The 25529-nt window shown below is 42.4% G+C and carries 23 protein-coding genes, 1 other RNA gene and 1 pseudogene; 17 read left to right on the top strand and 8 right to left on the bottom strand.

What is annotated here, in order from left to right; translation table 11 throughout:
* Nucleotides 1-3 precede the first annotated feature (3 nt).
* The 3 genes from gspE to DM09_RS07360 all read left to right on the top strand — a co-directional run bounded on the left by gspE (nucleotide 4) and on the right by DM09_RS07360 (nucleotide 3558).
* Complete coding sequence (gspE, locus tag DM09_RS07370; RefSeq protein ID WP_038249338.1) at nucleotides 4-1557, top strand: type II secretion system ATPase GspE; 1554 nt, start codon at nucleotides 4-6, stop codon at nucleotides 1555-1557.
* A 2-nt stretch (nucleotides 1558-1559) separates the two neighbouring features.
* Nucleotides 1560-2765: a type II secretion system F family protein gene (locus DM09_RS07365; protein WP_038249336.1), complete on the top strand. Its 1206-nt coding sequence runs from the start codon at nucleotides 1560-1562 to the stop codon at nucleotides 2763-2765.
* A gap of 166 nt (nucleotides 2766-2931) precedes the next feature.
* Nucleotides 2932-3558, top strand: a complete 627-nt coding sequence (locus tag DM09_RS07360) for a hypothetical protein (RefSeq protein ID WP_038249334.1) — start codon at nucleotides 2932-2934, stop codon at nucleotides 3556-3558.
* A gap of 220 nt (nucleotides 3559-3778) precedes the next feature.
* On the opposite strand, the gene DM09_RS07355 is transcribed toward DM09_RS07360, so the two are convergent.
* Nucleotides 3779-4207 carry an Hsp20/alpha crystallin family protein gene (locus tag DM09_RS07355; protein ID WP_038249332.1) on the bottom strand — a complete coding sequence of 143 codons (429 nt, stop codon included), beginning with the start codon at nucleotides 4205-4207 and terminating at the stop codon, nucleotides 3779-3781.
* A gap of 176 nt (nucleotides 4208-4383) precedes the next feature.
* Here DM09_RS07355 and DM09_RS07350 point away from each other — a divergent pair, with 176 nt between their 5' ends.
* The 3 genes from DM09_RS07350 to DM09_RS07340 are packed head-to-tail and all read left to right on the top strand — an operon-like array spanning nucleotide 4384 to nucleotide 6703.
* On the top strand, nucleotides 4384-5439 hold the full coding sequence (locus tag DM09_RS07350; RefSeq protein WP_051938290.1) for a hypothetical protein: 1056 nt from the start codon (nucleotides 4384-4386) through the stop codon (nucleotides 5437-5439).
* A complete protein-coding gene (locus DM09_RS07345; protein WP_038249330.1) occupies nucleotides 5439-5969 on the top strand; it encodes an FMN-binding protein in 531 nt (176 codons plus the stop codon). The genes DM09_RS07350 and DM09_RS07345 overlap by 1 nt, the downstream gene beginning before the upstream one ends.
* Nucleotides 5966-6703, top strand: coding sequence for a PepSY domain-containing protein (locus DM09_RS07340; RefSeq protein ID WP_081881149.1), 738 nt, complete (start codon nucleotides 5966-5968; stop codon nucleotides 6701-6703). Before DM09_RS07345 ends, DM09_RS07340 begins: the two co-directional genes overlap by 4 nt.
* A 6-nt stretch (nucleotides 6704-6709) precedes the next feature.
* Here the strand turns inward: DM09_RS07340 and DM09_RS07335 are convergent, their stop codons facing one another.
* Complete coding sequence (locus DM09_RS07335; RefSeq protein ID WP_038249327.1) at nucleotides 6710-7879, bottom strand: NnrS family protein; 1170 nt, start codon at nucleotides 7877-7879, stop codon at nucleotides 6710-6712.
* A gap of 592 nt (nucleotides 7880-8471) precedes the next feature.
* Between DM09_RS07335 and DM09_RS07330 the strand changes: the two genes are divergently transcribed.
* Nucleotides 8472-9689: a c-type cytochrome gene (locus DM09_RS07330; protein WP_038249325.1), complete on the top strand. Its 1218-nt coding sequence runs from the start codon at nucleotides 8472-8474 to the stop codon at nucleotides 9687-9689.
* Nucleotide 9690: 1 nt separating this feature from the next.
* Here the strand turns inward: DM09_RS07330 and gcvA are convergent, their stop codons facing one another.
* On the bottom strand, nucleotides 9691-10569 hold the full coding sequence (gene gcvA, locus DM09_RS07325) for a transcriptional regulator GcvA (protein WP_038249322.1): 879 nt from the start codon (nucleotides 10567-10569) through the stop codon (nucleotides 9691-9693).
* A 98-nt stretch (nucleotides 10570-10667) separates the two neighbouring features.
* Here gcvA and leuC point away from each other — a divergent pair, with 98 nt between their 5' ends.
* The 3 genes from leuC to DM09_RS07310 all read left to right on the top strand — a co-directional run bounded on the left by leuC (nucleotide 10668) and on the right by DM09_RS07310 (nucleotide 13633).
* A complete protein-coding gene (gene leuC, locus DM09_RS07320) occupies nucleotides 10668-12080 on the top strand; it encodes a 3-isopropylmalate dehydratase large subunit (protein WP_038249319.1) in 1413 nt (470 codons plus the stop codon).
* 94 nt (nucleotides 12081-12174) lie between these two features.
* Nucleotides 12175-12813: a 3-isopropylmalate dehydratase small subunit gene (leuD, locus tag DM09_RS07315; RefSeq protein WP_038249316.1), complete on the top strand. Its 639-nt coding sequence runs from the start codon at nucleotides 12175-12177 to the stop codon at nucleotides 12811-12813.
* Between the two features lie 46 nt (nucleotides 12814-12859).
* Nucleotides 12860-13633, top strand: coding sequence for a hypothetical protein (locus DM09_RS07310; protein ID WP_038249313.1), 774 nt, complete (start codon nucleotides 12860-12862; stop codon nucleotides 13631-13633).
* Between the two features lie 19 nt (nucleotides 13634-13652).
* Here DM09_RS07310 and DM09_RS07305 read toward each other — a convergent pair whose 3' ends face one another.
* A complete protein-coding gene (locus DM09_RS07305) occupies nucleotides 13653-14801 on the bottom strand; it encodes a class I SAM-dependent methyltransferase (protein ID WP_051938289.1) in 1149 nt (382 codons plus the stop codon).
* A gap of 62 nt (nucleotides 14802-14863) precedes the next feature.
* Between DM09_RS07305 and DM09_RS07300 the strand changes: the two genes are divergently transcribed.
* The 3 genes from DM09_RS07300 (at nucleotide 14864) to ssrA (ending at nucleotide 17109) form a co-directional block, all read left to right on the top strand.
* Entirely contained in the window at nucleotides 14864-15814 is a 951-nt protein-coding gene (locus tag DM09_RS07300; RefSeq protein WP_038249310.1) for a class 1 fructose-bisphosphatase, read from the top strand.
* Nucleotides 15815-15917: 103 nt separating this feature from the next.
* Nucleotides 15918-16694 (top strand): uracil-DNA glycosylase, encoded by a 777-nt coding sequence (locus tag DM09_RS07295; RefSeq protein WP_051938288.1) that lies wholly within the window; start codon nucleotides 15918-15920, stop codon nucleotides 16692-16694.
* A gap of 63 nt (nucleotides 16695-16757) precedes the next feature.
* Nucleotides 16758-17109: a transfer-messenger RNA gene (ssrA, locus tag DM09_RS11395) on the top strand.
* Between the two features lie 107 nt (nucleotides 17110-17216).
* On the opposite strand, the pseudogene DM09_RS11595 reads toward ssrA, so the two are convergent.
* Nucleotides 17217-17486 (bottom strand): annotated as a pseudogene (locus DM09_RS11595) (integrase core domain-containing protein); the annotation flags it as partial.
* An 88-nt stretch (nucleotides 17487-17574) separates the two neighbouring features.
* On the bottom strand, nucleotides 17575-18027 hold the full coding sequence (locus DM09_RS07290; protein ID WP_038249305.1) for a response regulator: 453 nt from the start codon (nucleotides 18025-18027) through the stop codon (nucleotides 17575-17577).
* 167 nt (nucleotides 18028-18194) lie between these two features.
* Between DM09_RS07290 and DM09_RS11385 the strand changes: the two genes are divergently transcribed.
* The gene (locus tag DM09_RS11385; RefSeq protein ID WP_081881147.1) at nucleotides 18195-20030 is read left to right on the top strand and encodes a hybrid sensor histidine kinase/response regulator; all 1836 of its coding nucleotides are present in this window, start codon (nucleotides 18195-18197) and stop codon (nucleotides 20028-20030) included.
* A gap of 4 nt (nucleotides 20031-20034) precedes the next feature.
* Here DM09_RS11385 and DM09_RS07280 read toward each other — a convergent pair whose 3' ends face one another.
* A complete protein-coding gene (locus tag DM09_RS07280; RefSeq protein ID WP_051938287.1) occupies nucleotides 20035-20796 on the bottom strand; it encodes a YdcF family protein in 762 nt (253 codons plus the stop codon).
* A gap of 14 nt (nucleotides 20797-20810) precedes the next feature.
* The gene (locus tag DM09_RS07275) at nucleotides 20811-21365 is read right to left on the bottom strand and encodes a DJ-1 family glyoxalase III (RefSeq protein ID WP_038249302.1); all 555 of its coding nucleotides are present in this window, start codon (nucleotides 21363-21365) and stop codon (nucleotides 20811-20813) included.
* A gap of 134 nt (nucleotides 21366-21499) precedes the next feature.
* Here DM09_RS07275 and DM09_RS11140 point away from each other — a divergent pair, with 134 nt between their 5' ends.
* From DM09_RS11140 to DM09_RS07260, 3 genes are all read left to right on the top strand, one after another.
* Nucleotides 21500-22105 (top strand): hypothetical protein, encoded by a 606-nt coding sequence (locus DM09_RS11140; RefSeq protein WP_051938286.1) that lies wholly within the window; start codon nucleotides 21500-21502, stop codon nucleotides 22103-22105.
* Between the two features lie 338 nt (nucleotides 22106-22443).
* Nucleotides 22444-23838: an aldehyde dehydrogenase family protein gene (locus tag DM09_RS07265; RefSeq protein ID WP_038249300.1), complete on the top strand. Its 1395-nt coding sequence runs from the start codon at nucleotides 22444-22446 to the stop codon at nucleotides 23836-23838.
* 14 nt (nucleotides 23839-23852) lie between these two features.
* Nucleotides 23853-25508 (top strand): acetolactate synthase large subunit, encoded by a 1656-nt coding sequence (locus tag DM09_RS07260; protein ID WP_198401657.1) that lies wholly within the window; start codon nucleotides 23853-23855, stop codon nucleotides 25506-25508.
* Nucleotides 25509-25529 lie beyond the last annotated feature (21 nt).

Below are 25529 nucleotides of genomic sequence, written 5' to 3'. Positions count from 1 at the left end.
ACGATGCAACATTTGAATAGAATCAGCAGTGATCAGGTGGATGAAACGCGTTTGATGCATTTTTCATTGCCTGTGCTGCGAGCAGCCATGGTTCTTCCTCTTAAACCAACATCTGAGATGCGTAATCCTGTGGCAGTTGCGGAAGAGTCTGTGCATACAGCATCTTGGCCTTGGGCATTGTTGGATGATTGCAGACGTGAGTTTTCTGAAGAAGTACAGCCCGTATTGGTGCCTAAAGATGTGATTCTTGTGGCACTTAACCAGGCGTTTGATATGGCAAGTGCTTCCGCGGAACAAATGCTTGAAAACCTTGAAGATGAAGAGGTGGGGCTTGCCAAAGAGATTGAAGAAATTGGTGACCTTTTAGAATCTGAAGATGATGCGCCTGTGATTCGTTTGGTGAATACATTGTTATCCCAAGCGCTTAAGGATAGAGCATCGGATATTCATATCGAACCTTTTGAAGCGCAGGTTTTGGTGCGTTTTCGTATTGATGGGGTATTGCATAGCATTGTATCTCCACCGAAGCGGGTGCAATCGGCGATGGTGAGTCGCATTAAAGTGATGGCTGGTTTGGATATTGCTGAGAAACGTCATCCTCAAGATGGTAGGTTTCGTGTTAAAGTTGCAGGGCGTGAAGTGGATGTTCGGGTATCGGTATTACCCACAGCACATGGCGAACGTGTGGTGATGCGTTTGTTGGATAGAAGCCAAACATTATTAACCTTAAATGATTTAGGCATGAGCAAAACGCAGCATGCGATGATGAGCAAAGTGATTAAAGAACCGCACGGTATTATTTTGGTTACAGGACCAACAGGCTCAGGTAAATCGACCACACTTTATGCCTCCTTGATGGAAGTGGATAGAAAGAATCGCAATGTGATGACCATTGAAGATCCGATTGAATATCAGTTGGAAGGCGTGGGTCAAATGCAGGTGCAACCCAAAATCGGGGTAACTTTTTCAGCAGGTTTACGTTCTATTTTACGTCAAGACCCTGATATTGTGATGATTGGTGAGATTCGAGATTTGGAAACAGCAGAAATTGCCATTCAAGCGTCTTTAACTGGGCATATGGTGTTTGCGACTTTGCATACCAATGATGCGCTTTCGGCTGTTGTCCGTTTGCAAGATATGGGTTTGGAGTCGTATCTGGTTGCTTCTTCATTGGTGATGGCGCAAGCGCAGCGTTTGGTGCGTAGGTTGTGTGAGCATTGTAAAACACCTAGAGACATTGCCGATGATGAGTGGAAAGCCTTGGATATTCAGCCCAGTGATATGGTTGATACCACGGTGGTTTATGATGCCAAAGGCTGTGAACAGTGTTTAGATACGGGTTATGTGGGGCGTGTGGCTATTTATGAATTGATTCCTATCACGCAAAGTCTTCGCAATGCAATCCATGATGGTAAAGGTCTACCTGCTTTACGCCGAATTGCTGCCAAAGAAGGGGCGGTTTCATTGCGCCAAGATGGGGCGCGACATATTGCAGCGGGTATTACCACTTTTGATGAAGTATTGATGGCAACACGCGCTGATGTGGTGGTTGATTAAAGGTGGCGATCTTTGCTTATGATGCTTTGGATGCGCAAGGTAAGCGTAAAAAAGGTCAAATAGACGCTGAATCAGAGCGGGCAGCTCGTAAACTTTTACGTACACAAGGTTTGATGGTGCGCAAGCTTGTTTCAGTTGAGCAAGTACAAAAGCAAACGGCAAATGGTAAAACAGCAGCCAAACTAAAACCTGCTGAAACAGTGAACTTTTTACAGCAACTATCCACCCTTATTGATTCAGGTATGCCGTTGGTGGAAGCATTATCATCGATTGCCGAGGGCATGGAGAATGCGCGCTCTATGCAGGTGGTTTCATCGGTGCGTCAGCAAGTGGTAGAGGGTAGCTCGCTGGCGGATGCATTGCGTATACATAATTTTGATGATGTGATTTGTAATATGGTGGAAGCTGGCGAAGAAACGGGTCAGTTGGATGCTGTTGCAACACGTTTGGCAGAGCTTTTAGAACGTAGGCAAGCATTAAGCCAAGAGCTTTTATCTGCCACTTTATACCCTGTTATTATTTTGGCTTTTGGTGTTGTTGTGATGTTATTTCTTTTGGCAGTGGTGGTACCGCAAATTGTGACAGTATTTGAAAGAGCAGGTGGAGATTTGCCTGCTTTAACGGTGTTTGTTATTGCCACTTCGGAGTTTATTCGGAACAATGGTTTGGTATTAATTTTATTGTTTAGTGCTTCGGTATTTACTTATATCATGGCAATGAAGAAAGAGGTTATGCGTTACAAACGCGATAAACTTCTGCTTAAAATACCTGCTTTATCATCGTTGTTACTCAAAACGAACACATCGCGTTATACCCGAACTTTAGGTATGTTACTTGAGGGTGGGGTGCCTGCCTTAGCTGCAATGAAGATAGCCCAACAATCGATTACATTGTTACCCATGCGGGAAGCTGTTAGTCAGGCAAGGGATATGCTGCGCGAGGGTTCATCTTTGGCCGATGGTTTGAAAACGGGTGGTTTTGTGCCTTTGCTTGCGTTGCGCATGATTGCTGTGGGTGAACAATCAGGTACGCTGGACAGAATGTTGATTCGGGTTGCAGACAATTACGATAAAGAATCGTCGCGCAATATCAAACGTTTACTTACGATTATGGAGCCTATGTTGGTCATGGGTATGGCAGTTGGCGTGGGTACATTGGCCATGGCAATCCTATTGCCGATTGTAGAAATGAATCAACTTGTTCACTAAGGAAATGCTGATTTATTGGCATCCTGTCAACATCAGGACGAGAAAGGAAAAGCGTGGTTTTCCTTTCTCTTACAAATCAATCGCTTAGGCTATTGATTTGGTAGCCCGTTCATGGGCTGCACAGAAGCACTGAATACATCATCAGTGCTTAGCTAAGAGGTATAAGATGATTAAATATATTGTTGGTTTATTGTTTTTATGCATGCCTATATTGGTTCAGGCTGCACCTGAGCAGGTATGGCAACAAAGCATGCAGCTGGCACAAAAAGGTCAGGATAGGCAAGCCATTGCGCTATTGGAGGGTGCGATATTGCAATCAGAGCAGTCTACGGTGTGGACGCAGCGTTTTGATATTGCCAAGCGCCTTTTAAAATTAAGACGTGATGCAAAGGTCAATAGCACGTACAATACTTTAATCCCCAACAGTCGTAACCAGTATGATATATTGATGCAAGACTGGTTGCAGCAGCATCCTATACCTGCAGTTGAAGATTCTATCATGCCTGGTTTATTGGCAGCCATTATACCTGGGGCTGGTCATGTTTGGCTTGGACGGTGGCGTGATGCGGGTGTGGCAGCGATGTTGGTATGGCCACTTCTTATTCTTACATTTTGGGCAGCAAGGCGCGATATGGGGCCTGTGACTGTATTTTTTGCTTTGATTACAGCTTGGTTATGGTCAGGCACGGTGTTTTCAGCCACATCTTTGGCAGAGCGTGGTGATTTTGAGCTCTATTATGCATGGTGGCAAGAGGCTTGGGTGGCTTCAGGTTTACCTTCGAAACCTTGGTGAAATCATAATGAGATGCTGATTTATTGGCATCCAGCCAAAAATCAGGGCGAGAAAGGAAAAGCGCGGTTTTCCTTTATCTTACAAATCAAACGCTTAGGCTATTGATTTGGCAGCCCGTTCATGGGCTGCACGGAAGCACTGAATAAATAAGCGCTTCCCATAAAAAAGCCCCGTACGAACGGGGCTATAAGCGGAAGTTTATACAATGCTTCCGTAGCAGTTATTTGATGGCAATGGCTTTTGGTTTTGCGCTTTCTAATTTTGGTAAGCGAACATGTAATACGCCATCTTGCATGCTGGCTTCCACGGCATCAGCATTGACATTACGGGGTAAGCTAAAGCTGCGTGTAAAGCGACCGTAAGCACGTTCAATGCGGTGCGCGTTTTCTTCTTTCACGTCTTTTTCGTAACGCCGTTCACCAGATATACTCAATACACCATCTTTTACTTCAATCGTAATATCTTTTTTATCGATGCCAGGAAGTTCTACATGCATGTTGAGTGCATCATCAGTTTCACGAATATCAACCGCAGGTATCCATTGCTCAGTGTTTTGTGTGGTTGAAGGTGTGACATCACCGAATATATCACCCAAACGATGTTGTAATACTTCTAAGTCTTGCCAAGGTGTTTTACGCATAAGTGTCATTTTAGTACCTCCTTCTTTTCAATGTAAAAACTATTATGCGACCTTCTTGTTTAAAATATATGGTCAGCTTTTTGAGGATTCAAGGGGGAGTCTTTGAGCAAAAATAAAAAAACTATTGCAAATGATAATCATTATCACTATCGTTCCGCCTTGTTAAAATATAAGGAGAAAATAAAATGGAAAAAATGATAAAAACAGCATTGTTATTTATGACACTGCCCATAGGAGCATCGATAGCGATGGCGAATGAAAGTAAAATTGCGGAACTTGAATCGCAGTTGAATGCTTTGGCCGATTATGTGGAATCGCAAAGTGTTGCACCATCGAAGACTTCACTTGGTGGATACGGTGAGATGCATTACAACAACCGACAAAACGGCAGTAATGAACTGGATTTTCATAGGTTTGTTTTATTTGTCGAGCATACGTTTTCAGACCGGATAAAGTTTTATTCTGAACTGGAATTAGAGCATGCGATTGCGGGTTCAGGTCAAGTTGGTGCGATAGAGCTGGAGCAAGCTTTTTTACAGCTGGATCAAAACTTTGGGTCGATTAAAGTAGGTATGTTTTTGATGCCTGTAGGTATTGTTAATGAAACCCATGAGCCGTCAACCTTTTATGGTACAGAGCGCAATCCCATTGAGAAATATATTATTCCAACCACTTGGCGAGAAGGTGGGGTGATGTATTCAGCGAATTCGCTTCATGGATTGTCGTGGGATGTGGCTGTACATTCTGGGCTTAATACAACAACATCAGTGCGAGCAGGTCGGCAAGGTGTAGCCAATGCTGTGGCTGATACAGTAGCATATACGGGGCGTTTGCAATATACAGGTTTGGCAGGGTTAACAGTAAGTGCAAGCATCAATCAGCAAGAAGATATGGATCAGCAGACAGGTGGTTTGGGTGCTGCAACCTTGGTTGAAGGGCATGTTATTTATCAGTTGGCTGACATCAAGCTTACAGCTTTATTTTCCAATTGGCGCATTGAAAACGGTGTGGATACACAAGGTTCTGTATTGGAGGCCAGTTATAGACCATCTTCTTCTTGGGGTGTATTTGTTAGGCAAAATATATGGGATGACACAGGTGCTGGGGATAAAGTCCAATATGATGTTGGTGCCAACTATTGGCCGCATGAAGATGTCGTATTTAAATTTGATGTGCAGCAGCAGAATACGTTAGCTGGCAACCAAGATGGTTTTAACATGGGCCTGGGTTATCAGTTTTAATGCGTACCTTTTTTGTATTTATGTTGTCGGCATGGAGCTTAGCTGGTGCATTTAGCCCTGCTCATGCCGATAACATATATTTGGATCCCATGTCTTTTGTGAAAACACAGTTTTCAGGTCATCCTCCCAAGGCGAAAGTGATTTGGTTGGACAAAACACTAAAAGCCAAGCTCGCAGCGATATTGCAACACGAGTATACGGGTTTACGTATCCGTTATTGGCAAGATAATCAAGGTGTTCACAAGACTGTGTGGGTACTGAATGAAATCGGCAAAGAAAAAAATATTACGTTGGGTGTAACCGTGATAAACAAAAAAATAAAGATTGTAAAAGTGTTAGCATTTAGAGAATCGCGTGGCTGGGAAATTAAACATGATTTTTTTACCCAGCAGTTTAAAGATGTATTTTTAAAAGATGATAAAAGTTTAAGCCATACTATTGATGGCATTACTGGGGCAACACTTTCAGTGCGTGCGGTAAAAAAGATGACAACTATGGCTTTGTTGTTGGATAGCTTGGTGCAGCCATGAGATTCACCGGTTGGAGTAGAAGCACAATGGTGCGCGTACATAGAAGCATCGCTATTGTTTCAGTATTCATTATTATGTTTACGGCAATCACAGGTTTTTTATTGCAACATGCAGAAGATTTTAATTGGCATCAAAAGAGCATTGAGCAAAGTTGGTTGTTGGATTTGTATGATGTGCAACCAGCAGTACCCACCACTTATCAAGTGGTGAATAAACCCAATGCGTATGCTACGCAACTGGCACATCAATGGTATATAAATACCCAGATGCTTGCAGTGTCAGAAGGGCAATTGAAAGGGGCTGTTTACCTTCAACCCTTTTGGGTTTTAGCCAATGAAAATCGATTGTACTTGTATTCGAATACATTCGAACTGGTGGAACAGATAAGCCCTGAATTGGATGGTGTGATCACAGCTATTGGGGCTGAGGGTAATAAGCTTGTGGTCACTACAGCCTCCGCGACTTATCAAGCAGATGAAGGTTTGATTTCTTTTGAAAAAGAAAGCAAAAAACAGCATGGGAAAGTCTCTATGCGCGTGCCAACGCCACCTGAGCATATGGCAATCTTACCACGTCGAGTCAGTGATATTCGTTATTTACGTTTGATGCAAGATTTGCACGGAGGTCGCCTTTTTGGTCTGCCACACTGGCTTATTCCTGACTTCACAGCTTTTTCATTATTGTTTCTAAGTATTTCTGGGCTTTTGATGCGCAAGAAACGTCGTGCTATTTAAAGAGTGTCATTGTTTGGGTTTGAGCAGAATAGGGGCATAGGTGATGGTGAAAATAGCAAACGCAGCTACCCAAAATATTTGGGAGAGCCCTATCAAGGTTTCATAATTCCAAATATTGAATAGAGGCAATACAACACGGATAATGGCGCTGCATAAAATAGCGGCAAAGGCATAGATTAAAGCTTTAGGAGGTTCATACACATTACGCCCTGTGTGCGCCAAAGAAACGCGAGACATCATGCCAATGGTTAGCATACCAATGCCACCAACTGTAAAGGCGTGAATTGCCAGTAGCTTAGGAATATCTAAGTTGGCAAAGTAGGTGAGTGCAAAAAGTGCAAAACCCAATGTAATCATCCAAGAAGACAGATAAATACTCCACAATAAACCTTGCTGCCAAATGATAGGCTGATGCCAGCGAATTAGGCGGTAGGCATTGAGTGTGAATAAGATAAGGGAGAGATAAGCCGATGCTGCTTCATGTTCAATAAACACTTCATTGATAGCAAAAGCGAGAAAAACAAACAGGTTAGGGATATCCACCCAGCGGGTGTTGAATAATTTGACGGCATCGTTAGTGGCGCGTTCAATAAAGAAGGGAATGACACGCCGACCCATGGTCAGAATCAGGGCAAGGATGATATACATGGCTGAAAAAATACCCCAAACCACACCATTTTCCATATAACCCAATGCACCCGCGTAAAACATGATATTGCACAGTGTAATCAGTAGCACTTTGGCGATAATGCCGATTTGATGCCATTGTTTGGTTTTGATAATACGATGAAATAAGATGTAGGTGAGCCATAGGGTGAATAATGAATCAAAAATGGCTGCGATTTCAATCCATTGTGTACCAAACAAAAAGCAAAACCTTGCAATCAACCAAAAGCTAAACAACAGTAGCAGAGACTTGCCTTCTGCAGTAACAGTGCGTGTCCAAGTGCGTACGGAAGTGAGTAAAAAACCTGCAATGACCGCCATGGCATACCCAAATAACATTTCATGGGCATGCCATTCATATTGAGAAATAGCATCCAGTGTAATATCCATTTGGAAAATATAAATGGCTGACCATAAAGCCATAGTGAGCATGGCAAAAAAACCTGCGCCCAAGAAAAAAGGGCGGAACCCGACTTCTAACAAGGCAGTGGTGGGTTTATCGGATAACATATGACAACTTTAAACAGCTTGGTTAGGAAATGAAACAGCGAGTATTTTTGATATGTATGCATACGAAGACCAACTTAGATTAGATTGGGTTATTGTATGGGCATTGATGATGTTGCATATGACTATTGTAAGTTATTAAAAATATTAAGATAATTTAATTTAAATTTTATGATTTCTATCACATTATTGTCATGTTGTATGGTTATACTTGCCCTATCTTGACGTGAAAGGAGATGATTATGCGTACAGTAACTAAGAAGTTGGGTAAAGTTTTATACCGTGATGGACCAGCGATTGTGGCAACGGCTCTTTTTGCGGTATTGTTTGTAACAGAAGTAACTGACCAAACAAGCTAAGATACTTTAACCCTATGTTTTTATACCTCCAAGTCAACTTGGGGGTATTTTTTTGCAGCTAAATCATTGGTAGGGGTTGAAACTGCTTTGTGGATTCAATTTGTAAACGGCTTTGCTTATATTAAAAGGTATTTGGAAAAAACAATGCTATTGAAGTATTTACAATGTATAAACGTGGGATAGGGGTGAAAATGAACCCGAACATATTCAAGATGGTGATACTAAAGGAGAGTAGTATGCGACTTCATTCATGGCGATTTTATTTAAGGGTGATGGTGCTGCTACTTTTACCAAACATGTCATGGGCTGCTTCTGAGCAAGTTGTGCGAAGCATCGCATCCACTGATTCGGCATACCCAAAGCTGAATATGGAACAAGCCAAACACAGCTTAAAACAAATTCAGCATGGTGAATATTTGTTAAAAATGGGCGATTGTTTTACATGTCATACCGATGAAGCAAATGATGGTAAACCTTTTGCTGGTGGCTTAAAAATCGCAACGCCATTTGGTGATTTGTATGCGCCGAATATTACGCCAGATAAAGAAACAGGTATTGGTAAGTGGTCAGATAAACAATTTGTGCAAGCTGTGAGAGAAGGCATTGCGCCCGATGGTTCATATTATTACCCCGTATTCCCCTATAATTATTTTCATAAAATGAGCGAACAAGATGTGTTAGATATTAAAGCCTATTTGGACGTTGTGCCAGCTGTGCATCAAGAAAATCATGCACAAGAAATGGACTGGCCATTTAATTATAGGTTTTTGCAGTTGGGTTGGCGTTTGTTGTATTTCACGTTTGAAGACGATGGTTTTGAACCAGATGCAACGCACTCAAAAGCTTGGAATCGGGGTAAGTTTATTGTTGAAGGTCCTGGGCATTGTGCCTTGTGCCATACGCAGTTGAATTATTTTGGTGTGCCTAAAAAAGATTACTATTTAGCAGGTACGTTTGTTGAGGGTTATTATGCGCCAAATATTGCAGCCCAAGGGCTTAAAAATCTAAGTAAGTATCAAGTGGTTGATATATTCAAAAAGAATGAAATGCCAACCCATGGTGAACTTTCAGGGCCTATGCGTGGTGTGGAACACAATAGTTTACGTTTCCTTACAGATACAGACCTGCTTGCAATAGCGACTTATCTTAAAACAATACAAAGCAAGGTACCTAGCGTTGAAGTGGATATGGGTAAAGATTTCACATTGCAAGATGGTAAAAAATTATATGAATCGAGCTGTGCAATGTGTCATGATGATGGACTGATGGGTGCACCGCGTTTGGAAAAGCACATATGGTTGGTGTTGTTGGATCAAGGACGGAAGAAATTACATGAGGTAACGATTCGGGGAAATGGTGATATGCCAGCCAAGGGTGGTTGTGATGAGTGTTCGAATGGGCGATTAAAAGCGGCCGTTGACTATATGATACAGCAGGCACTTGAAGAAAAGTAAATCAAGCGTTATGGCTTTGTTTGACGAGCCAAGCCTGCAAATGCTGGATATGTGAGTTTGAGTTTTTCTTTTGTGGGTAGACCAAATAATAAGCGCTTTTATCGGCTAAGGTTTGTGAGAAGGGGGTGGTCAAACGCCCTGCTTTAATATCTTCAGCCACCAAAGATGGGTCAACAATTGCGATACCCAAGCCGTCAACAGCCGCTTGAATAGCAAAATTTCGTGTTTCAAAGGTTTGTTCATGTTCTGATTGGATATTTAAGTTCAAAGCTTTTAGCCACATTTGCCAGTCATCGGGTCTAAGCCTTGCATGCAATAAAGTATGATTGGCTAAATCTTGTGGTGTTTTCAGTGCTTTAGCCAGCTTGGGATTGCAGACTGGGGTAAAAGTTTCGGTAAATAAATATTCAGCATGTAAGCCTTTCCAATTACCATGCCCCGAACGAATGGCGCAATCAATGCCTTCTTTTTCAAACGCAACTTCGTGTACCGAGGTAGAAATGCGTACTTCAATGTCAGGGTATTGCTTTTGAAAGCTGGATAAACGTGGAATAAACCAGCGCATGGCAAAGGTGGATAACATGCTGATGTTTAAGATATGACTTCCAGAACTTGTATCTAACTTCTGCAAGGTTTGTTGAATTAAACTAAAAGACTGTTCAAGATCTTTGTAAATTAAATGCCCTGCATCTGTTAAAGATAACCCAGCCTTGCTGCGTTGAAATAACCGAACTTCTAATATGTCTTCCATATTTTTTATTTGATGGCTCAATGCAGAGGCTGTGACAAAGAGTTCAGCAGCTGCACCTTTAAGTGTACCGTGTTTCCCCACTGCAACAAATGCTCTTAAAGCATTGAGTGATGGCATGGGTTTATTCATGAGTTTTTCTCAACCATGAGCCTAGATTATTTCATTTTTCTTTAAAGGCAAGTATTGCTAAGCTTGCCCAACTCAGAAATTGGGTTGAGGTGAATAACATGGCAAAAACATTATTTGAAAAAGTTTGGCAACAGCATGTCGTGAGTGAAAACGATGATGGTTCGGTATTATTGTATATCGACAGGCAATTGGTGCATGAAGTGACCAGCCCGCAAGCTTTTGAAGGTTTGAGAATTGCAGGCCGCAAACCTTGGCGCACCAGTGCATCGGTGGCAACACCTGACCACAATGTGCCGACTACAGGTTTGGAGCATGGTATTACCGACCCTGTTGCCCGTACCCAAGTTGAAGCTTTGGATAGCAATTGCGAAGAATTTGGTATTACAGAATTTAAGATGGGTGATATTCGACAAGGCATTGTGCATGTGGTTGGCCCTGAGCAAGGCTTGGTGTTGCCCGGCATGACGGTGGTATGCGGCGATTCACATACTTCAACACATGGCGCATTGGCAGCTATTGCCATGGGTATAGGTACATCCGAAGTGGAGCATGTTTTAGCCACACAAACCTTGATTCAAAAAAAACCCAAAGTGATGCGTATCAATGTGGATGGCGATTTGCCTGAAGGCATTACAGGCAAAGATGTTGCCTTGTATATCATTGGTGAAATCGGCACAGCAGGTGGCACAGGTTATGCCATTGAATTTGCAGGGGATGCGATTCGCCAATTATCCATGGAAGGGCGCATGAGCTTGTGCAATATGACTATTGAAGCAGGTGCACGCTGCGGCATGGTGGCCGTAGATGATATTACCATTGATTATGTCAAAGGTAGACCATCAGCTCCTACGGGTGAGATGTGGGATAAAGCAGAAGTTGCATGGCGAGACCTGCATTCTGATGCTAATGCGGTGTTTGATAAAGAAGTAAACTTGGATGCTGCGAATATCGTGCCGCAAGTAACATGGGGAACCAGTCCAGAAATGGTAGTGCCAATTACTGCAAGCACACCATCTTTGGATGATGCCAAAGATGAAGTGCAACGCGAAGGTTGGACGCGCGCATTTGAATACATGGGTTTAAAAGAAAATACACCCATGCAAGATATTGCCGTGGATAAAGTATTCATCGGCTCTTGCACCAATGCACGTATCGAAGATTTTCGTGCGGCGGCAGCTATTGCCAAGGGTTATAAAGTGGCGGACAATGTGAAGCTTGCCATGGTGGTGCCGGGCTCTGGTTTGGTGAAAGCGCAAGCTGAAAGTGAAGGTTTGGATAAGATATTTATGGATGCAGGTTTTGAATGGCGTGCGCCAGGTTGTTCCATGTGTTTAGCCATGAATGCAGACCGTTTGGATGCTGGTGAGCGTTGTGCATCAACTTCAAATCGCAACTTTGAAGGCAGGCAGGGTGCTGGAGGGCGTACACACTTGGTGAGCCCTGCGATGGCAGCTGCGGCAGCGATTAAAGGTCATTTTGTGGATATTCGGGATTGGAAAGAAAACGCGTAAGTAAGTAGAGATGCCTCGACCATACTCGGCATGACAGAGTATTGGTTTTTTGGTCACCCTGAGCGAAGTTGAAGGGTCTAAGAAGGAGTTAAATATGCAAGCATTTACAACATTAGAAGGTTTGGTCGTGCCATTGGATAGGGCAAATGTGGACACCGATGCGATTATCCCCAAACAATTTTTAAAATCGATTAAACGTACGGGTTATGGCCCATTTTTATTTGATGAATGGCGTTATGAAGATGTGGGGCAGCCTGAAATGGATTGCAGTAACCGTCCAATTCGCCCAGATTTTGTATTGAATCAGCCGCGTTATAAGGGTGCGCAAATCATGTTGGCGCGCGAAAACTTTGGCTGTGGTTCATCAAGGGAACATGCGCCTTGGGCGATTGCCGATTATGGTATTTCATGTGTGATTGCACCAAGCTTTGCAGATATTTTTTATAATAACTGTTTTAAGAATGGTATTTTACCTGTGGTGTTAAGTGATACTGAAATGGATGTGTTGTTTGCAGAAACCGAAAGCAATGAAGGTTATACATTAAACGTAGACTTAGAAACACAAACGGTGACCACACCAAGTGGACAAGTATTTCATTTTGAAGTGGATGATTTCCGTAAACATTGTTTGTTGAATGGTTTGGATGATATTGGTTTAACCTTGCAGCAAGCCGATAAAATCAAAGCCTACGAAGAAAAGCGCAAAGCTGATGCACCTTGGCTATTTGCATGATGTGTTGAGCTTGGCTAAAATATGGTGACGTATGTAGGAGGTGGTTATGCGCAAACATCTTTTATGGTTGTTACTTTTATTATTGGCAAGTTGTAAAACGCAAGTTGCAGGTTTACAACAAGACCCATCGTTTACCGAGGATAGTTTTCGTGCTCACCCGATTGTGATTGCAGGTGCGGTGGATGTAAGCCAAGCAGTTGATGCGAATCAGGTGATACATCAAGGTGAGTTGTTGCAACAATCGCTGGTGAAAATGCAGAAAGGTGTGAAGCTGATTTCAACACGCAGCTTGGTGGAAAAGATTGGTCAGCAGGATATGCTTCAACTGTGGCAAGGTTACCAAAAGCAAGGTGTGTTTCCTGAACCTGTGATGCAGAAGATTCATCAACAATTCCCTCAAGCGCGTTATCTCATGATAGCCAAAGTGATTCGCAATCAGCCTCGTCAATATCGTGAAACAAGCGAAGAAGATGTGGTGGATGAGATGGGTAATCCGACCAACCGTTACCGTAAAATTATTGCCCAAGTTGCAGAACGCATGATGTCGGTTTCATTGTTAGTGTATGATATGAAAACCAAAGTGAGAGCATGGTATGGTCGGGTTGATGATGGGGACAGTGTCGCCAATGAGTCGTCGGATACTTTTCGCAAGGATAATAGCTTTAGTGAGTCGGTTACAGCAGGGCTAGTGAGTGGTTTTGTGGGCAATCTTACAGGTGGCGTTTTGGGCTTAGCGGAACCTGATATGCCCCCTGTACCACCCGTAGACCCCATTTTAATGCGTATTTATGAGGGTTTTGCGGAGAATATGCCCGATTGATAATCTATAAATTGACAACCTATAAAGTATGTAAGCGGTCAAAGCTTGGTGAGATCAGACTTTGACTGCTTGTTTCATCCAAACCTTTGCCTTGAATCAACAGCTTAAATGATTCGCCCATGCCTGTAGGTAGCATTAAGCGTTTGGCATGGGTGATTTGTGCTATGTTTTCTACACTTGGATGTTGTGCAAGTTTTTGAATGTTATCTTGCACGGCTTTGGACTCCGCCAGCCATGCGCCTTGGGTGGTATATGCGATGCTTTTTAGCCCCACGGATTCACCAGATTTTTTTAATGCCGTGAAGTCCACATGGGTAGTGATGTCACAAACGCCAGGTGATAGTTTGAGCACATCGTCCACTACTTGATGCTGATAATGCCCCATCAATGTGCCGCCGATTCGGGCAGGGCGATAGTATTCTTTTTGCGTATAACCATAATCAACCGTGAGTACCACGGCTCGTTGCGCTATATGGCTAATGGCTTGTTGCCAAGGTTGTAAATTGGGGTTGAATTCGCTGATATATTCTTCTGTCCAAGATGTTTGTATATGTTGAGGGATAGCTGTGTTGATGGTTTGCAAATCTGTCCAAATAAACTTTCCACCATCCCAATCTACACCACGTTCTATGGTTTGCTGTTGTTTGAATGAAAAAGTTTGAACAGGAAAAGCATCAGGCAGTTCATTGCTAAACATGATAAGGTTTTCTATGGGATTGATGTCTTCTAGATTTGCGTGTTGTTGGATGTTAAATTCATGTTTGCTGAAGTTGTTTGCTTGTCGCTGGCGCAGTTGTTCGCTGGTCTCAACGGCAATAATTTGTGAGGGAAACAACCCTTGTTGCTTAAGTTGTGTTAAAGTATTGCACAATAAATCACCATTACCACCGCCTTGCTCCAGCAAGGTCCAGTCGCTTGGCTCACCCATAGTATGCCATGCTTTGTTTATACTTTCAGCAAAGCCCAAGGATAACCAATCCCCCATGGCGGTCGCCGTGGTAAAGTCACCTTCTTTGCCAAAGATGCGTTCGCTTTCATAATAGCCTAGCTTAGGTTGATAAAGGGCAGCTTGCATCCAATCGTGAAAAGATATTGCACCGCCTTTTGTTTGCATAAGCGCAAGGATATGCTCAGTAAGTGCGTAAAGGCGTTGATGTTCATTATTCATGGTAATATTCTCTTTTTTGGGCTAAAATGCGGCACACTTAATTTCTCGGGGAGAACTGTAATATGCCAACAACACTTAGTCGAATCGCAAGCGAAGGAAAACATGGGCATGATATGATGCCAATCATTCAGGGCGTGGGTCGCGCGGCGATTGAAATCTCTGCTTTATTGCGTGGCGCAGTATTCCGTGGTGCTTTGGGTGCTGCTGGTGCTGAGAATGTGCAAGGTGAAGAACAACAAGTTTTGGATGTGTTGTCTGATGAAATTTTCTTGGAAGAAATGCGCTCCACTGGTTTTGTTTGCGCGGTAGGCTCTGAAGAGCAAGAAGAATTATTGGTGATTGAAGAGTATACCGATGCTGATTATTTGGTATTGGTTGACCCACTTGATGGTTCATCAAATTTGGATGTGGATGGCCCAGTAGGTACCATCTTTTCCATCGTAAAACGTAAATCAGCCAACTCTGAGCGTCCGCATGTGTCTGATACACTTCAAGCAGGTTCTGAAGTGATTGCTGCAGGTTATGTTTTGTATGGTCCATCAACCATGCTTGTTTATTCTGTAGGTGAAGGTACACATGGTTTCACCTTCAACCCAGCATCAGCTCGCTTTGAATTGAGCCATGATAATATTCGTATCCCTGAAACAGGTGGTTATTACTCCGTAAATGAATCCAATGCTGATCAGTGGTCAGATGGCATGGGTGAGAAGCTTGAGAATTTGAAAAAAGATACAGGTCTTGGTATGCGTTATGTGGGTGCAATGGTTGCCGACGTACACCGTACATTGCTTAAAGGCGGTGTATTTTTGTATCCAGCCGATGGTAAAAACACTACGGGTAAACTTCGTTTGTTGTATGAAGCAATTCCAATGGGTTTTGTGATGGAACAAGCAGGTGGTAAATCGATGAGTAAAGATATGTTGGTGTCTGAAGTGCAACCTGAAGCATTGCATCAACGTGTGCCAGTATATCTAGGCTCAAAAACCTACGTTGATGGTTTGTTGAAAGGCTAAAATGCTTGATTCCGTCGTTTCTCACTTTTGCGGTAGCGCTGCTACAGCTTCAAGTTCGAGCCTAGGACTAAAGTATTTTATCGGTCAATAAACATAACTACTGATGAAAGATAATTTTCAACAGATTTATTTAAAGGAAATCGGTGTGCAAACGCCGATTTCTTTGTTTGTGCCTTCTTCAACGGAAACAAGCTTAGAAAATAAAGTAGTTGATGAAGTCGTACAATCAGAGCTGTATGCCAAACCTGCGCAAGAAGCTGTTATTACCGTTGCCGAAGTAGCGGCTGTTGCTCAAAAACCTAAAATAGCACCAAATGTATCCAAAGTTGATGATTTGAGTGCATTGCAAACACAAGTGGAAGCTTGTGTCAGCTGTGATTTAGCGAAATCAAGGAATAAAGTGGTGTTTGGCAGTGGTCATCAGCAAGCTGACTTGGTATTTATTGGTGATGCACCAAGCCGTGAAGATGATGTTGCAGGGCAACCCATTATTGGCTCTGCAGGGCAATTATTTACCCGTATGTTGGCATCGGTTGGTTTGGATAGAGACAGTGTATATGTGATGAATGGTGTGAAATGTCGTCCACAGCATGGGCGAACGCCCAAACCTGAAGAATTTGCAGTTTGTGAACAGTGGTTGGTTCACCAGCTTGATATGTTGCAACCCAAATTGATTTGTATGTTGGGCAGAGTTGTTGCACATACCTTGCTTAAAAATGAAGCATCCCTTGCCGATCTAAGAGAAGGGCAGTTTGATTTTCGGGGTATTCCTGTACTGGTGATTGATCATCCATCCTATTTGCTTCGCTCTCAGCAACACAAACGCCGTGCGTGGGCTGATTTAAACCGCTTGAAAGCTTACTACCAAACACTTATATAGTTGATATGCGTGAAGTGATTGCGTCATGCTTGGTGGCGTGTAGGCTTTCGCGCTCACCCATAAGGGGGCGACATGGTTTCGACAGAGATTCTGAACCCTTAGGTGCATGTCGGGTAGGTACGCCCGTTACCCAGGCCAATTTGCAATAATTGCAAACGACGAAGTAGAACTAGCTTACGCTGCGTAAGTTACCCTGCTCTTGAGTTGTCCATCGCTTGAGAATCCAGGGTCAAACAGATGGAATCGCTATTTGGGAAGTGGAGACTCGTGCTTGCCAAGGTTAAATAGTAACGAGACGACCTATTGAAGCCCTTGTCCGTTAGGTTTTCAGTAGGTGCTATAATAACGGACTAAACATGTAGAGCCTCTGGCTGATGGTTTTTGGACGTGGGTTCGAATCCCACCGCCTCCACCAAATAAACAAAGTCACCCGACAGGGTGGCTTTTTTATTTGAGGTTGTGTCATGGGTGAGCCCCCTGATGGGTTCGAGTAATCGGCAGGACAGCTGATTACTGTAGTGGCTAAGTCAAATTGGCCATTTTATAAGAGCGATTCCAGAATATTTTTTCTTTTTGGTTTGGTGTCAAGCCGAGATTATGGGTATGCGGTCTGACATTGTTGTAGTACCCAATAATATAACGCCAAATGACTTGCCTCGCATGCCCCAAGGATAGAAGCCCCACTTCAGGAATCCATTCGGTTTTCAAGCTTCTGAAGAAGCGTTCCATCGGCGCGTTATCCCAACAGTTACCACGCCTACTCATGCTTTGTTTGATTTGGTATCGCCATAATAACCACCACGATCTGAAGAGTGAGGGGTAGGAGCCCCGAATGTAATCCCACCGCCACCCGACAGGGTGATTTCTTATAGTGATCGAACTATTCACTTTGCTTGTACATCGGACAAACATGATCAATAGCAAATTCACATTGTTTAGAATATTTATTTTTAGTTCCTGTTCTATGGGTGTTTTCACAAGATAATAATGAATCTAGAATGGAAATTAACTTTTTGGGGTTAAAAGGTTTATCCAGTGTGTAGCAAGTCTGACTTATTGCTGAAATATGATGCTGTTCATCGGGGTTTCTAGTGCATACAATGATTTTTTGTAAGGGATATCTTTTGCGAATTTCTAGTGTTAAATCATAACCATTGATGCCAGGCATGGTAACATCACTAATAATGGCAGTGGATTGTATAAAGTTGGGGGAATCTAAGTAGCTGAGATAATCTTCACCAGACGCAAACCCTATGGATTTGTACGCTGTAAACGCAATGAAATCTTTAAACAAATCACGAATCATTGCTTCATCATCAATATAATGAATCATGAAATTAAATTAATAGAAAAGTATAAAAAAAAATCAATAGTAGAAATTAGTCTATATGAGAGCTATGTGTATTTGAATAAATAACTTTTGGCACTTTGCTTGCGTGTTAGCTATAATCTAGAAATACTACTTTAAGGTGTTGAACATGCGAGAGATCTGTTGATTAAATGAAACGTATTTTTATGGGGTATACAGCTGGTAAAGCTCAAGGTGTTACGTTTCAATGCCAAGTGATAAAATTTATTGCTGGAATTGCTGCACCTATAGTGATTTTATTTTCAGGCATTAACTTCTTCAATGATGATACAACGTTGGCTTTAATTGAAATTATTGTTTCAGGATTGTTTGCTTATTGTGCATTAGCCCCATGCAATGGAAAAACATTGTTGATACGTAGTTACCTTTTGTTATCCTTGGTTATATTTATTATGTTTACCGTCTTTATTGATGGTGGCCTCGCTAAGGGCGGTTCGGGCTGGAGTTTGTTTTTCCCTTTTTTAGCAGCCATGTTAATGGGGCTGCCACGGGCTTGGTATTGGATTATAGGTTATGCATGCCTTTTGATAGTGGCTATAACCCTCCATTTTCATAATTATTACATTTTACCTTATGAAAATGATTATTTATTATACTTCTTTTGTTTGTATATTGCTTCTTCATTGTTTGCTTCGGGTTTAGAAGCTCAGTTTGAGAAGTTACATGTCCGTTATGAAGGGACGATTGAAGAGCTTAATCGTTTACGTGAAAACTTAGAACAACATGTGCAAGAGAGAACAGGCGCTTTGCAAAAGGCTAATGTGCAGCTAAAAGAGGAAGTTGAAAAGCATAAGGAAACAGCCCTATTTTTAAAAGAGAGTGAGCAACGGTTTTTCCAAGCACAGAAAATGGAAACTATGGGTACATTGGTGGGTGGCATTGCTCATGATTTTAATAATATGTTGGCTGGCATTAATGCCAATTTATTTATGATTAAACGTAAAACCAAAGAAGATAAAGATATACAAAAACGCACAGTTGATATTGAGCGTTTGGTGATGCGGGCATCGGATATGGTCAAACAGTTGTTAACTTTTGCTCGTAAAGATCATGTTGAGTTGGTGTCGTTTGATATGGTATTGTTTATGAAGGAAGCGTTTAAACTTGCAGAAGTTTCTATATCCGACAAGATACAAATGCGGCTTGAAAACTATGAGCAACCGCTGCTTGTGCGTGCCAATGCAACGCAGTTGCAGCAAGTGTTGATGAATATGGTGAATAATGCACGTGATGCCATGAAGGGTATGGAAACACCTTCGATCATTGTAAAAGTTGAGAAGTATTTTCCTAGCACACGTTTTAAGCAATATAATCCAGACTTAACAGCAGCATCTTATGCTACATTTACGGTGATTGATAATGGCCAGGGCATTGCACCTGAGCAAGTGGATAAAATATTTGAACCATTTTATACGACCAAAGAAGTGGGAAAAGGGACAGGGTTAGGTTTGGCCATGTGTTTTGGGGCAATTCAAAGCCATGGTGGTAAGATTCAAGTACAAAGTGAAGTGGGTAAAGGCACGGCTTTTAAAGTGTTTATTCCTATTGATGATACGGTTACAGCCGAAAAACATTTTGATGATTCAGGTACGGTATCTGTGGGTTTGGGTGAAATGATTTTGTTGGTGGATGATGATGTTACCTTGTTGAAATCACAGAAACATGCATTGACGGCTTTGGGTTATGAAGTGCTTGAAGCAAAACATGGCAAACAAGCGGTGCAATTATTTGAGCAGTATCAAAGCCAAATTAGTTTGGTGGTGACCGATGTGACTATGCCTGTGATGGGCGGTGTTCGCGCGGTGCAAAAGATGCGTGCGATTCAAGGTGATTTACGGGTTATTTTTGTGACGGGTTATGATAAAGATAATACATTGGATGAATTACCTAGCATGGATGAGTGCATTTTAGAGAAACCATACACCATGGATAAATTAAACAAGATGATACAGCAACAGCTACGTTAGTTGCTTAATCGTACTTAAGCTTATACCAAAACAAACCTAAGTATTCATGTAGTGCATCACCGCTGTCACCTAACCTGTCCCAACGTGGCAAAAAGCTGCGTATATCATAAGTAGCTTGGTCGGTGAGGTAATCGGTAGGTGCGGGAATCACGGTTAAACCTTGTTGTTCAAAACACCAGACAGCCCTAGGCATATGCCAAGCTGATGTGACTAAAATGACACTGTTGATGTTTTTCTTTTTGAGCAGAGCCGTAGTAAAAGTTGCATTTTCCCAAGTGGTGTTGGCTTGGTTTTCTTCGTAAATATGGGTGGCATCAATGCCCAATGTTATCAACCAGTATTTCATGACACTGCTTTCACTGGCAGCGTGTTCATTTAGAGGTGTTCCACCCGTTGCATAGATAGCTAGCCCAGTGTGTTTAGCAATTTGTGCAGCATAAATGGTACGCATCATACCAAATCTGCTTAAGGTGTCCTGATATTGATAATCGGGTGCTTGCTCTTGCACACCGTTGCCTAGCAAAACAATGGCAGTGTTATTAGGCAGAATTTGATTAAAACTATAAGCTGGATATTGGTATTCTAAAGATGATGTGAGTATATTGCGAACAGGGGCAGTGCTGAATAACCAAAGCAATATCAAGCATGCTAAAGTAAGCTTTTTTCCCCATCGTTTTTGCCAAAAGTAGATACCAATCAAGCCCAGTAGAATGAGGCTTGCTGGTGGAATGAGTAGTTGGGCAATGGATTTGCTGAGTAATAACAAGTTTATGCCTATGCTTAGGCAACAATGGATACGCGAATGTCTTGGCTTTGTTGCTGTCCACATAATTGAGCAACAAGAGCGAGCGCAAACTCAATGGCAGTTCCCGCACCACGACTGGTGATGATATGTTCATCTTTCACAACAGCTTGTTGCTTATATTTTGATGAAGGTTGTTGTTGCTGCATTTCTGCTTCAAAGGATGGGTAAGATGTGACTTGTTTGTTGGCTGTTAAGCCAAAATGAGCCAATGCAACGGGAGCAGCACAAATCGCAGCTATTATTTTTTGTTGGGCAGCCTGTTTGCACATCATGTCTTTGATAATATTGCTGTCTTGTAGCAATTGCGCGTTGGGTAAACCGCCCGGTAATACAATCATATCCCAAGCCTTGTTCACGCAATCTTGAATATGTTGGTCTGCATGAAGCGTGATACCAGAGCGACCAACAACGGGTTTTCCATCAAGGCTAGCCATACAGACTTCGACATCAGCACGCCGCAAAATATCAACAATGGCAACCAATTCGATTTCTTCTACACCCGTGGTAAATGGTATAAGTACACGTTTCATGTTCGCTCCTCGTTCTCATTAAATTATAAGACAAAGTTTAGAATCATTGTAAGGCTTAGCAAGTAACACCGACTACATGGTTAATCAGCATCTCAAGTATGTTGAAAAATGATAAGTAGGATGAGGAGAGTACAATGTTGAAAAAACTAATGTTAATCATGGCTTTAGGGCTAATGTTTGGTGTTTCAGGCACTGCCATTGCTGGTTCTAACCCATGCAACCCATGCAGCATGAATAAAATGAAACATAACCCATGCAGCATGAATCCATGCGATATGAAAAAACATCATAAAATGAACCCATGCAACCCATGCAGTATGAAAAAACATCATAAAATGAATCCTTGTAATCCTTGTGGTATGAAGAAAATGAACCCATGCAGCATGAATCCTTGTTCAATGGATGACACACAAAAAAAGATAAGAAGTGGTAGCTTCAAGAATTTCCAACAAGCTGCCACTGCGGGCAAAAAATTATGGGAAGACGAAACACTAGGTAAATCAGGATTGGCATGTCTATCTTGTCATTCAGGTTATAGTGATTTAAACCTAGAAAAACGTCAGAATTATCCCCATTACGTTAAAATGGTTGATGACGTGGTTACACTCGACCAAATGATTAACTATTGTATGTTAAATCCGATGCAAGGTGAGCAACTTGAGCGTAATTCCAAAGAAATGACTGCTATTGCAGCATATTTTCGCGCATATCGCATGAAATACCTAAGAGAAAATAAATAACATCAATATGGGGATGACTGTGCGGTTATCCCCTAAGGTGTTTCATAACTAGCTCTGTGATGAATATATAACCCGCAAGAGGTTTGGCGATTTGTCTTGGTGTTTATGTTGTATTTCCTGTGTGCGGATGTCTATTTTCTTTGGGTATTTAGCTTGTGTCGTGCAACCAAATACCTACCTCATAAGCATGATAACACATTATTCACGTTTACAAATGTGTTTTGAACCCTCAAAATAAGTCAGAATGTGTGAAACATGATGTGCATGCTATGCTGTATGGTATTGGTGTAGTCGAATCCTCAAAGGCATGATGGTCACGCGCATGGTGGAGGTAAGTGATGAAAGAAAATACATTGAAAGTATTCGCACCTTACAATGGTGAACAATTGGGTGAAGTGCCTTTATCCGATGCTAAGGCAGTAGAGCAAGCGCTTGAACTTGCATCGCATACATTTAAACAGCGAAAAAATTGGTTAAGTGTTTCAGAACGCCTAAGCATACTGGGTAAGTTTGCTGATTTGATTGAACAGCATGGTGATGAACTGATTTTAACCGCAGCGAAAGAGGGCGGAAAACCTTGGATGGATAGCCAAGTAGAGCTGGTGCGTTGTATAGATAGCATTCGGATTTGTATGGATACCTTACGCACCCAAAGCCCAGAAGGTGTGGTCATGGGTATCAATGCTGCATCTGAACATCGTATGGTGACACAAAGCTTTGAGCCTATCGGTGTGGTGGTGGCAGTGAGTGCTTTTAATCACCCGCTTAACTTGATTGCACATCAAGTAGGACCTGCGGTTGCCACAGGTTGCCCAGTATTGATTAAACCCGCAGGAGATACACCTTTATCGTGTTTGGCTTTGCTTAATTTATTGTATGAGGCTGGTTTGCCCAAGTGCTGGTGTCAGTTTGTATTACCTGAAAATAGGAAACTTGCAGAGCGTATGGTGACGGATGAACGGGTGTCATTTTTTAGTTTTATTGGCAGTGCCAAAGTGGGATGGTCGCTGCGTTCAAAACTAGCAGCAGGGACACGTTGTGCGCTTGAACATGGCGGTGTTGCACCTGTGATTGTTGATGAAACGGTTGATATTGAGCGAATATTACCTAGCTTGATGAAGGGTGGGTTTTACCATGCAGGGCAGGTGTGTGTGTCTGTGCAAAGGGTGTTTGTGCATGCCTCTTTGGCGCAAGATTTGGCACAAAGAATGGCTGAAGCGGCACAGAAATTAGTGGTTGGCGACCCCAGTGATCAACAGACAGAGGTGGGTCCTTTAATTCGAGCCAGTGAAGTGACAAGAATAGCAGAGTGGGTAGATGAAGCTGTGGCATCAGGTGCAACCTTAATGTGTGGTGGCACAGTGTTGGAACACCAAAGTTATGCGCCTACCGTTCTTTTGAACCCGCCTGTGGATACAAAAGTGTCTACATTAGAGGTGTTTGCACCTGTGGTTTGTGTTTATGCTTATACGGATGTGCATGATGCGATTGCCCAAGCCAATGCTTTGGATGTGGCATTTCAGGCTGCGGTATACAGCCAAGATATAGATAACGCGATGTATATAGCACAGCAATTGGATGCATCGGCTGTGATGGTTAATGACCACACTGCATTTCGTGTGGATTGGATGCCCTTTGCAGGTTTACGTCATTCAGGTTTGGGTGTGGGTGGTATTCCGCACACCATGAAAGATATGCAAACCAACAAAATGATTGTCTTAAAAACAGCTTGAAGGGGAAAGAAATCATGAATGCATCTGAATTGCTCGTTGCTTGCCTCGAAGAAGAAGGTATTCGTTATATTTTTGGTGTACCGGGTGAAGAAAATGCTGATTTCATGATGGCATTGGAAGCTTCAAACAGCATTGAATTTATTTTAACACGTCATGAACAAGGTGCAGCTTTTATGGCAGAAGCTTATGGGCGATTAACGGGTACACCCGCTGCATGTTTAGGCACATTAGGTCCAGGGGCAACGAATTTGATTACAGGTGTTGCCAATGCCAATATGGATAGAGTACCAATGTTGGTATTAACGGGGCAAGGCGCATCTACACGGCTGCATAAAGAATCCCATCAAATTATGGATGTGGTGAAAATGTTTGAACCTGTCACCAAGTGGGCAGTATCCATATTGCACCCAAATAATATCCCTGAAATTGTAAGGAAAGCAGTGCGTCTTGCGCGCAGTGAAAAACCGGGTGCTTGTCATATCGAATTGCCAGAAGATGTGGCGAAAATGGAGGTGTCTACACAACCCATGTCACCACGTCGATTTGTACGCCCTGTGGTTGCTCAAGAACAAATTGAATGTGCATTTGAGGTATTAAAACAAGCCAAACGCCCTGTGATTCTTGTGGGTAATGGGTGTGTACGGCGTGATGCAAGCCAACAACTGCGTGAACTTTGCGAGCAAACGGGTATTGGTGTCATCAATACCTTTATGGCAAAGGGCTGTGTGGATTTGGATGCAGAATATTGCCTGTTTACCGTTGGTTTACAGGCAAGAGATGTGATTTCTTGTGCTTTGGATGCTTCTGATTTGGTGATAACACTGGGTTACGATATGGTGGAATATCACCCCAAACTTTGGAATGCACGCTTGAATAAACGCATTATCCATATTGATTTTGAACCTGCTGAAATTGATGCGTTTTATCACCCTGAAATTGAATTGGTGGGCGACCTTGCACACACCCTTGAAGCTTTTAATCAGTGCATACAAACACGTGGAGGTACTGTGGTGCGCGATTTATCGCAACAGCATCATGTGCGTCAAGCCATGTTATCGGATTTACATGCCCATGATAATGATGACACGCAAGGACTGATTCGCCCACAAAAAGTGCTTGCGGATGTGCGCCAAGTGATGGGTGCAGAAGATATTGTATTGTCTGATGTGGGCGCACATAAAATGTGGATTGCGCGGCATTATCAATGCCATGAACCCAATACCTGCTTGATTCCCAATGGTTTTTGTTCCATGGGATTTGCTTTGCCTGCGGGTATAGGTGCATCTTTGGTTTATCCTGAGAAACGGATTTTATCCATTTGTGGTGATGCTGGTTTTTTGATGAATGTACAAGAAATGGAAACGGCAAAACGTTTAAATTGCAATCTGGTGGTGATGATTTGGGAAGATCATGCATACGGTCTCATTGCATGGAAACAGCAAAACCAATTTGGTAAACATACAGATTTAAACTTTAATAACCCTGATTGGATGCTGTTGGCACAGTCTTTTGGTTGGAAAGGATTATCTGTTACCAATAGCGTGGATTTGTTAGCAACACTTGAGCAAGCCTTTCAATTTAAGGGTCCTTGTTTGTTGGTTGTGCCGATTGATTACCGTGAAAACATGATTCTCACCGAACGTTTGGGTGATATTGCATGCCCAATTTGATGGGAATGAAGGTGTATTGGA

The organism is Ghiorsea bivora, from assembly GCF_000744415.1.
In the GTDB taxonomy this organism is placed as follows: Bacteria; Pseudomonadota; Zetaproteobacteria; order Mariprofundales; family Mariprofundaceae; genus Ghiorsea; species Ghiorsea bivora.
The sequence above is the reverse complement of the archived record's forward strand: the minus strand, read 5'-3'. Positions and strand labels throughout refer to the sequence as shown.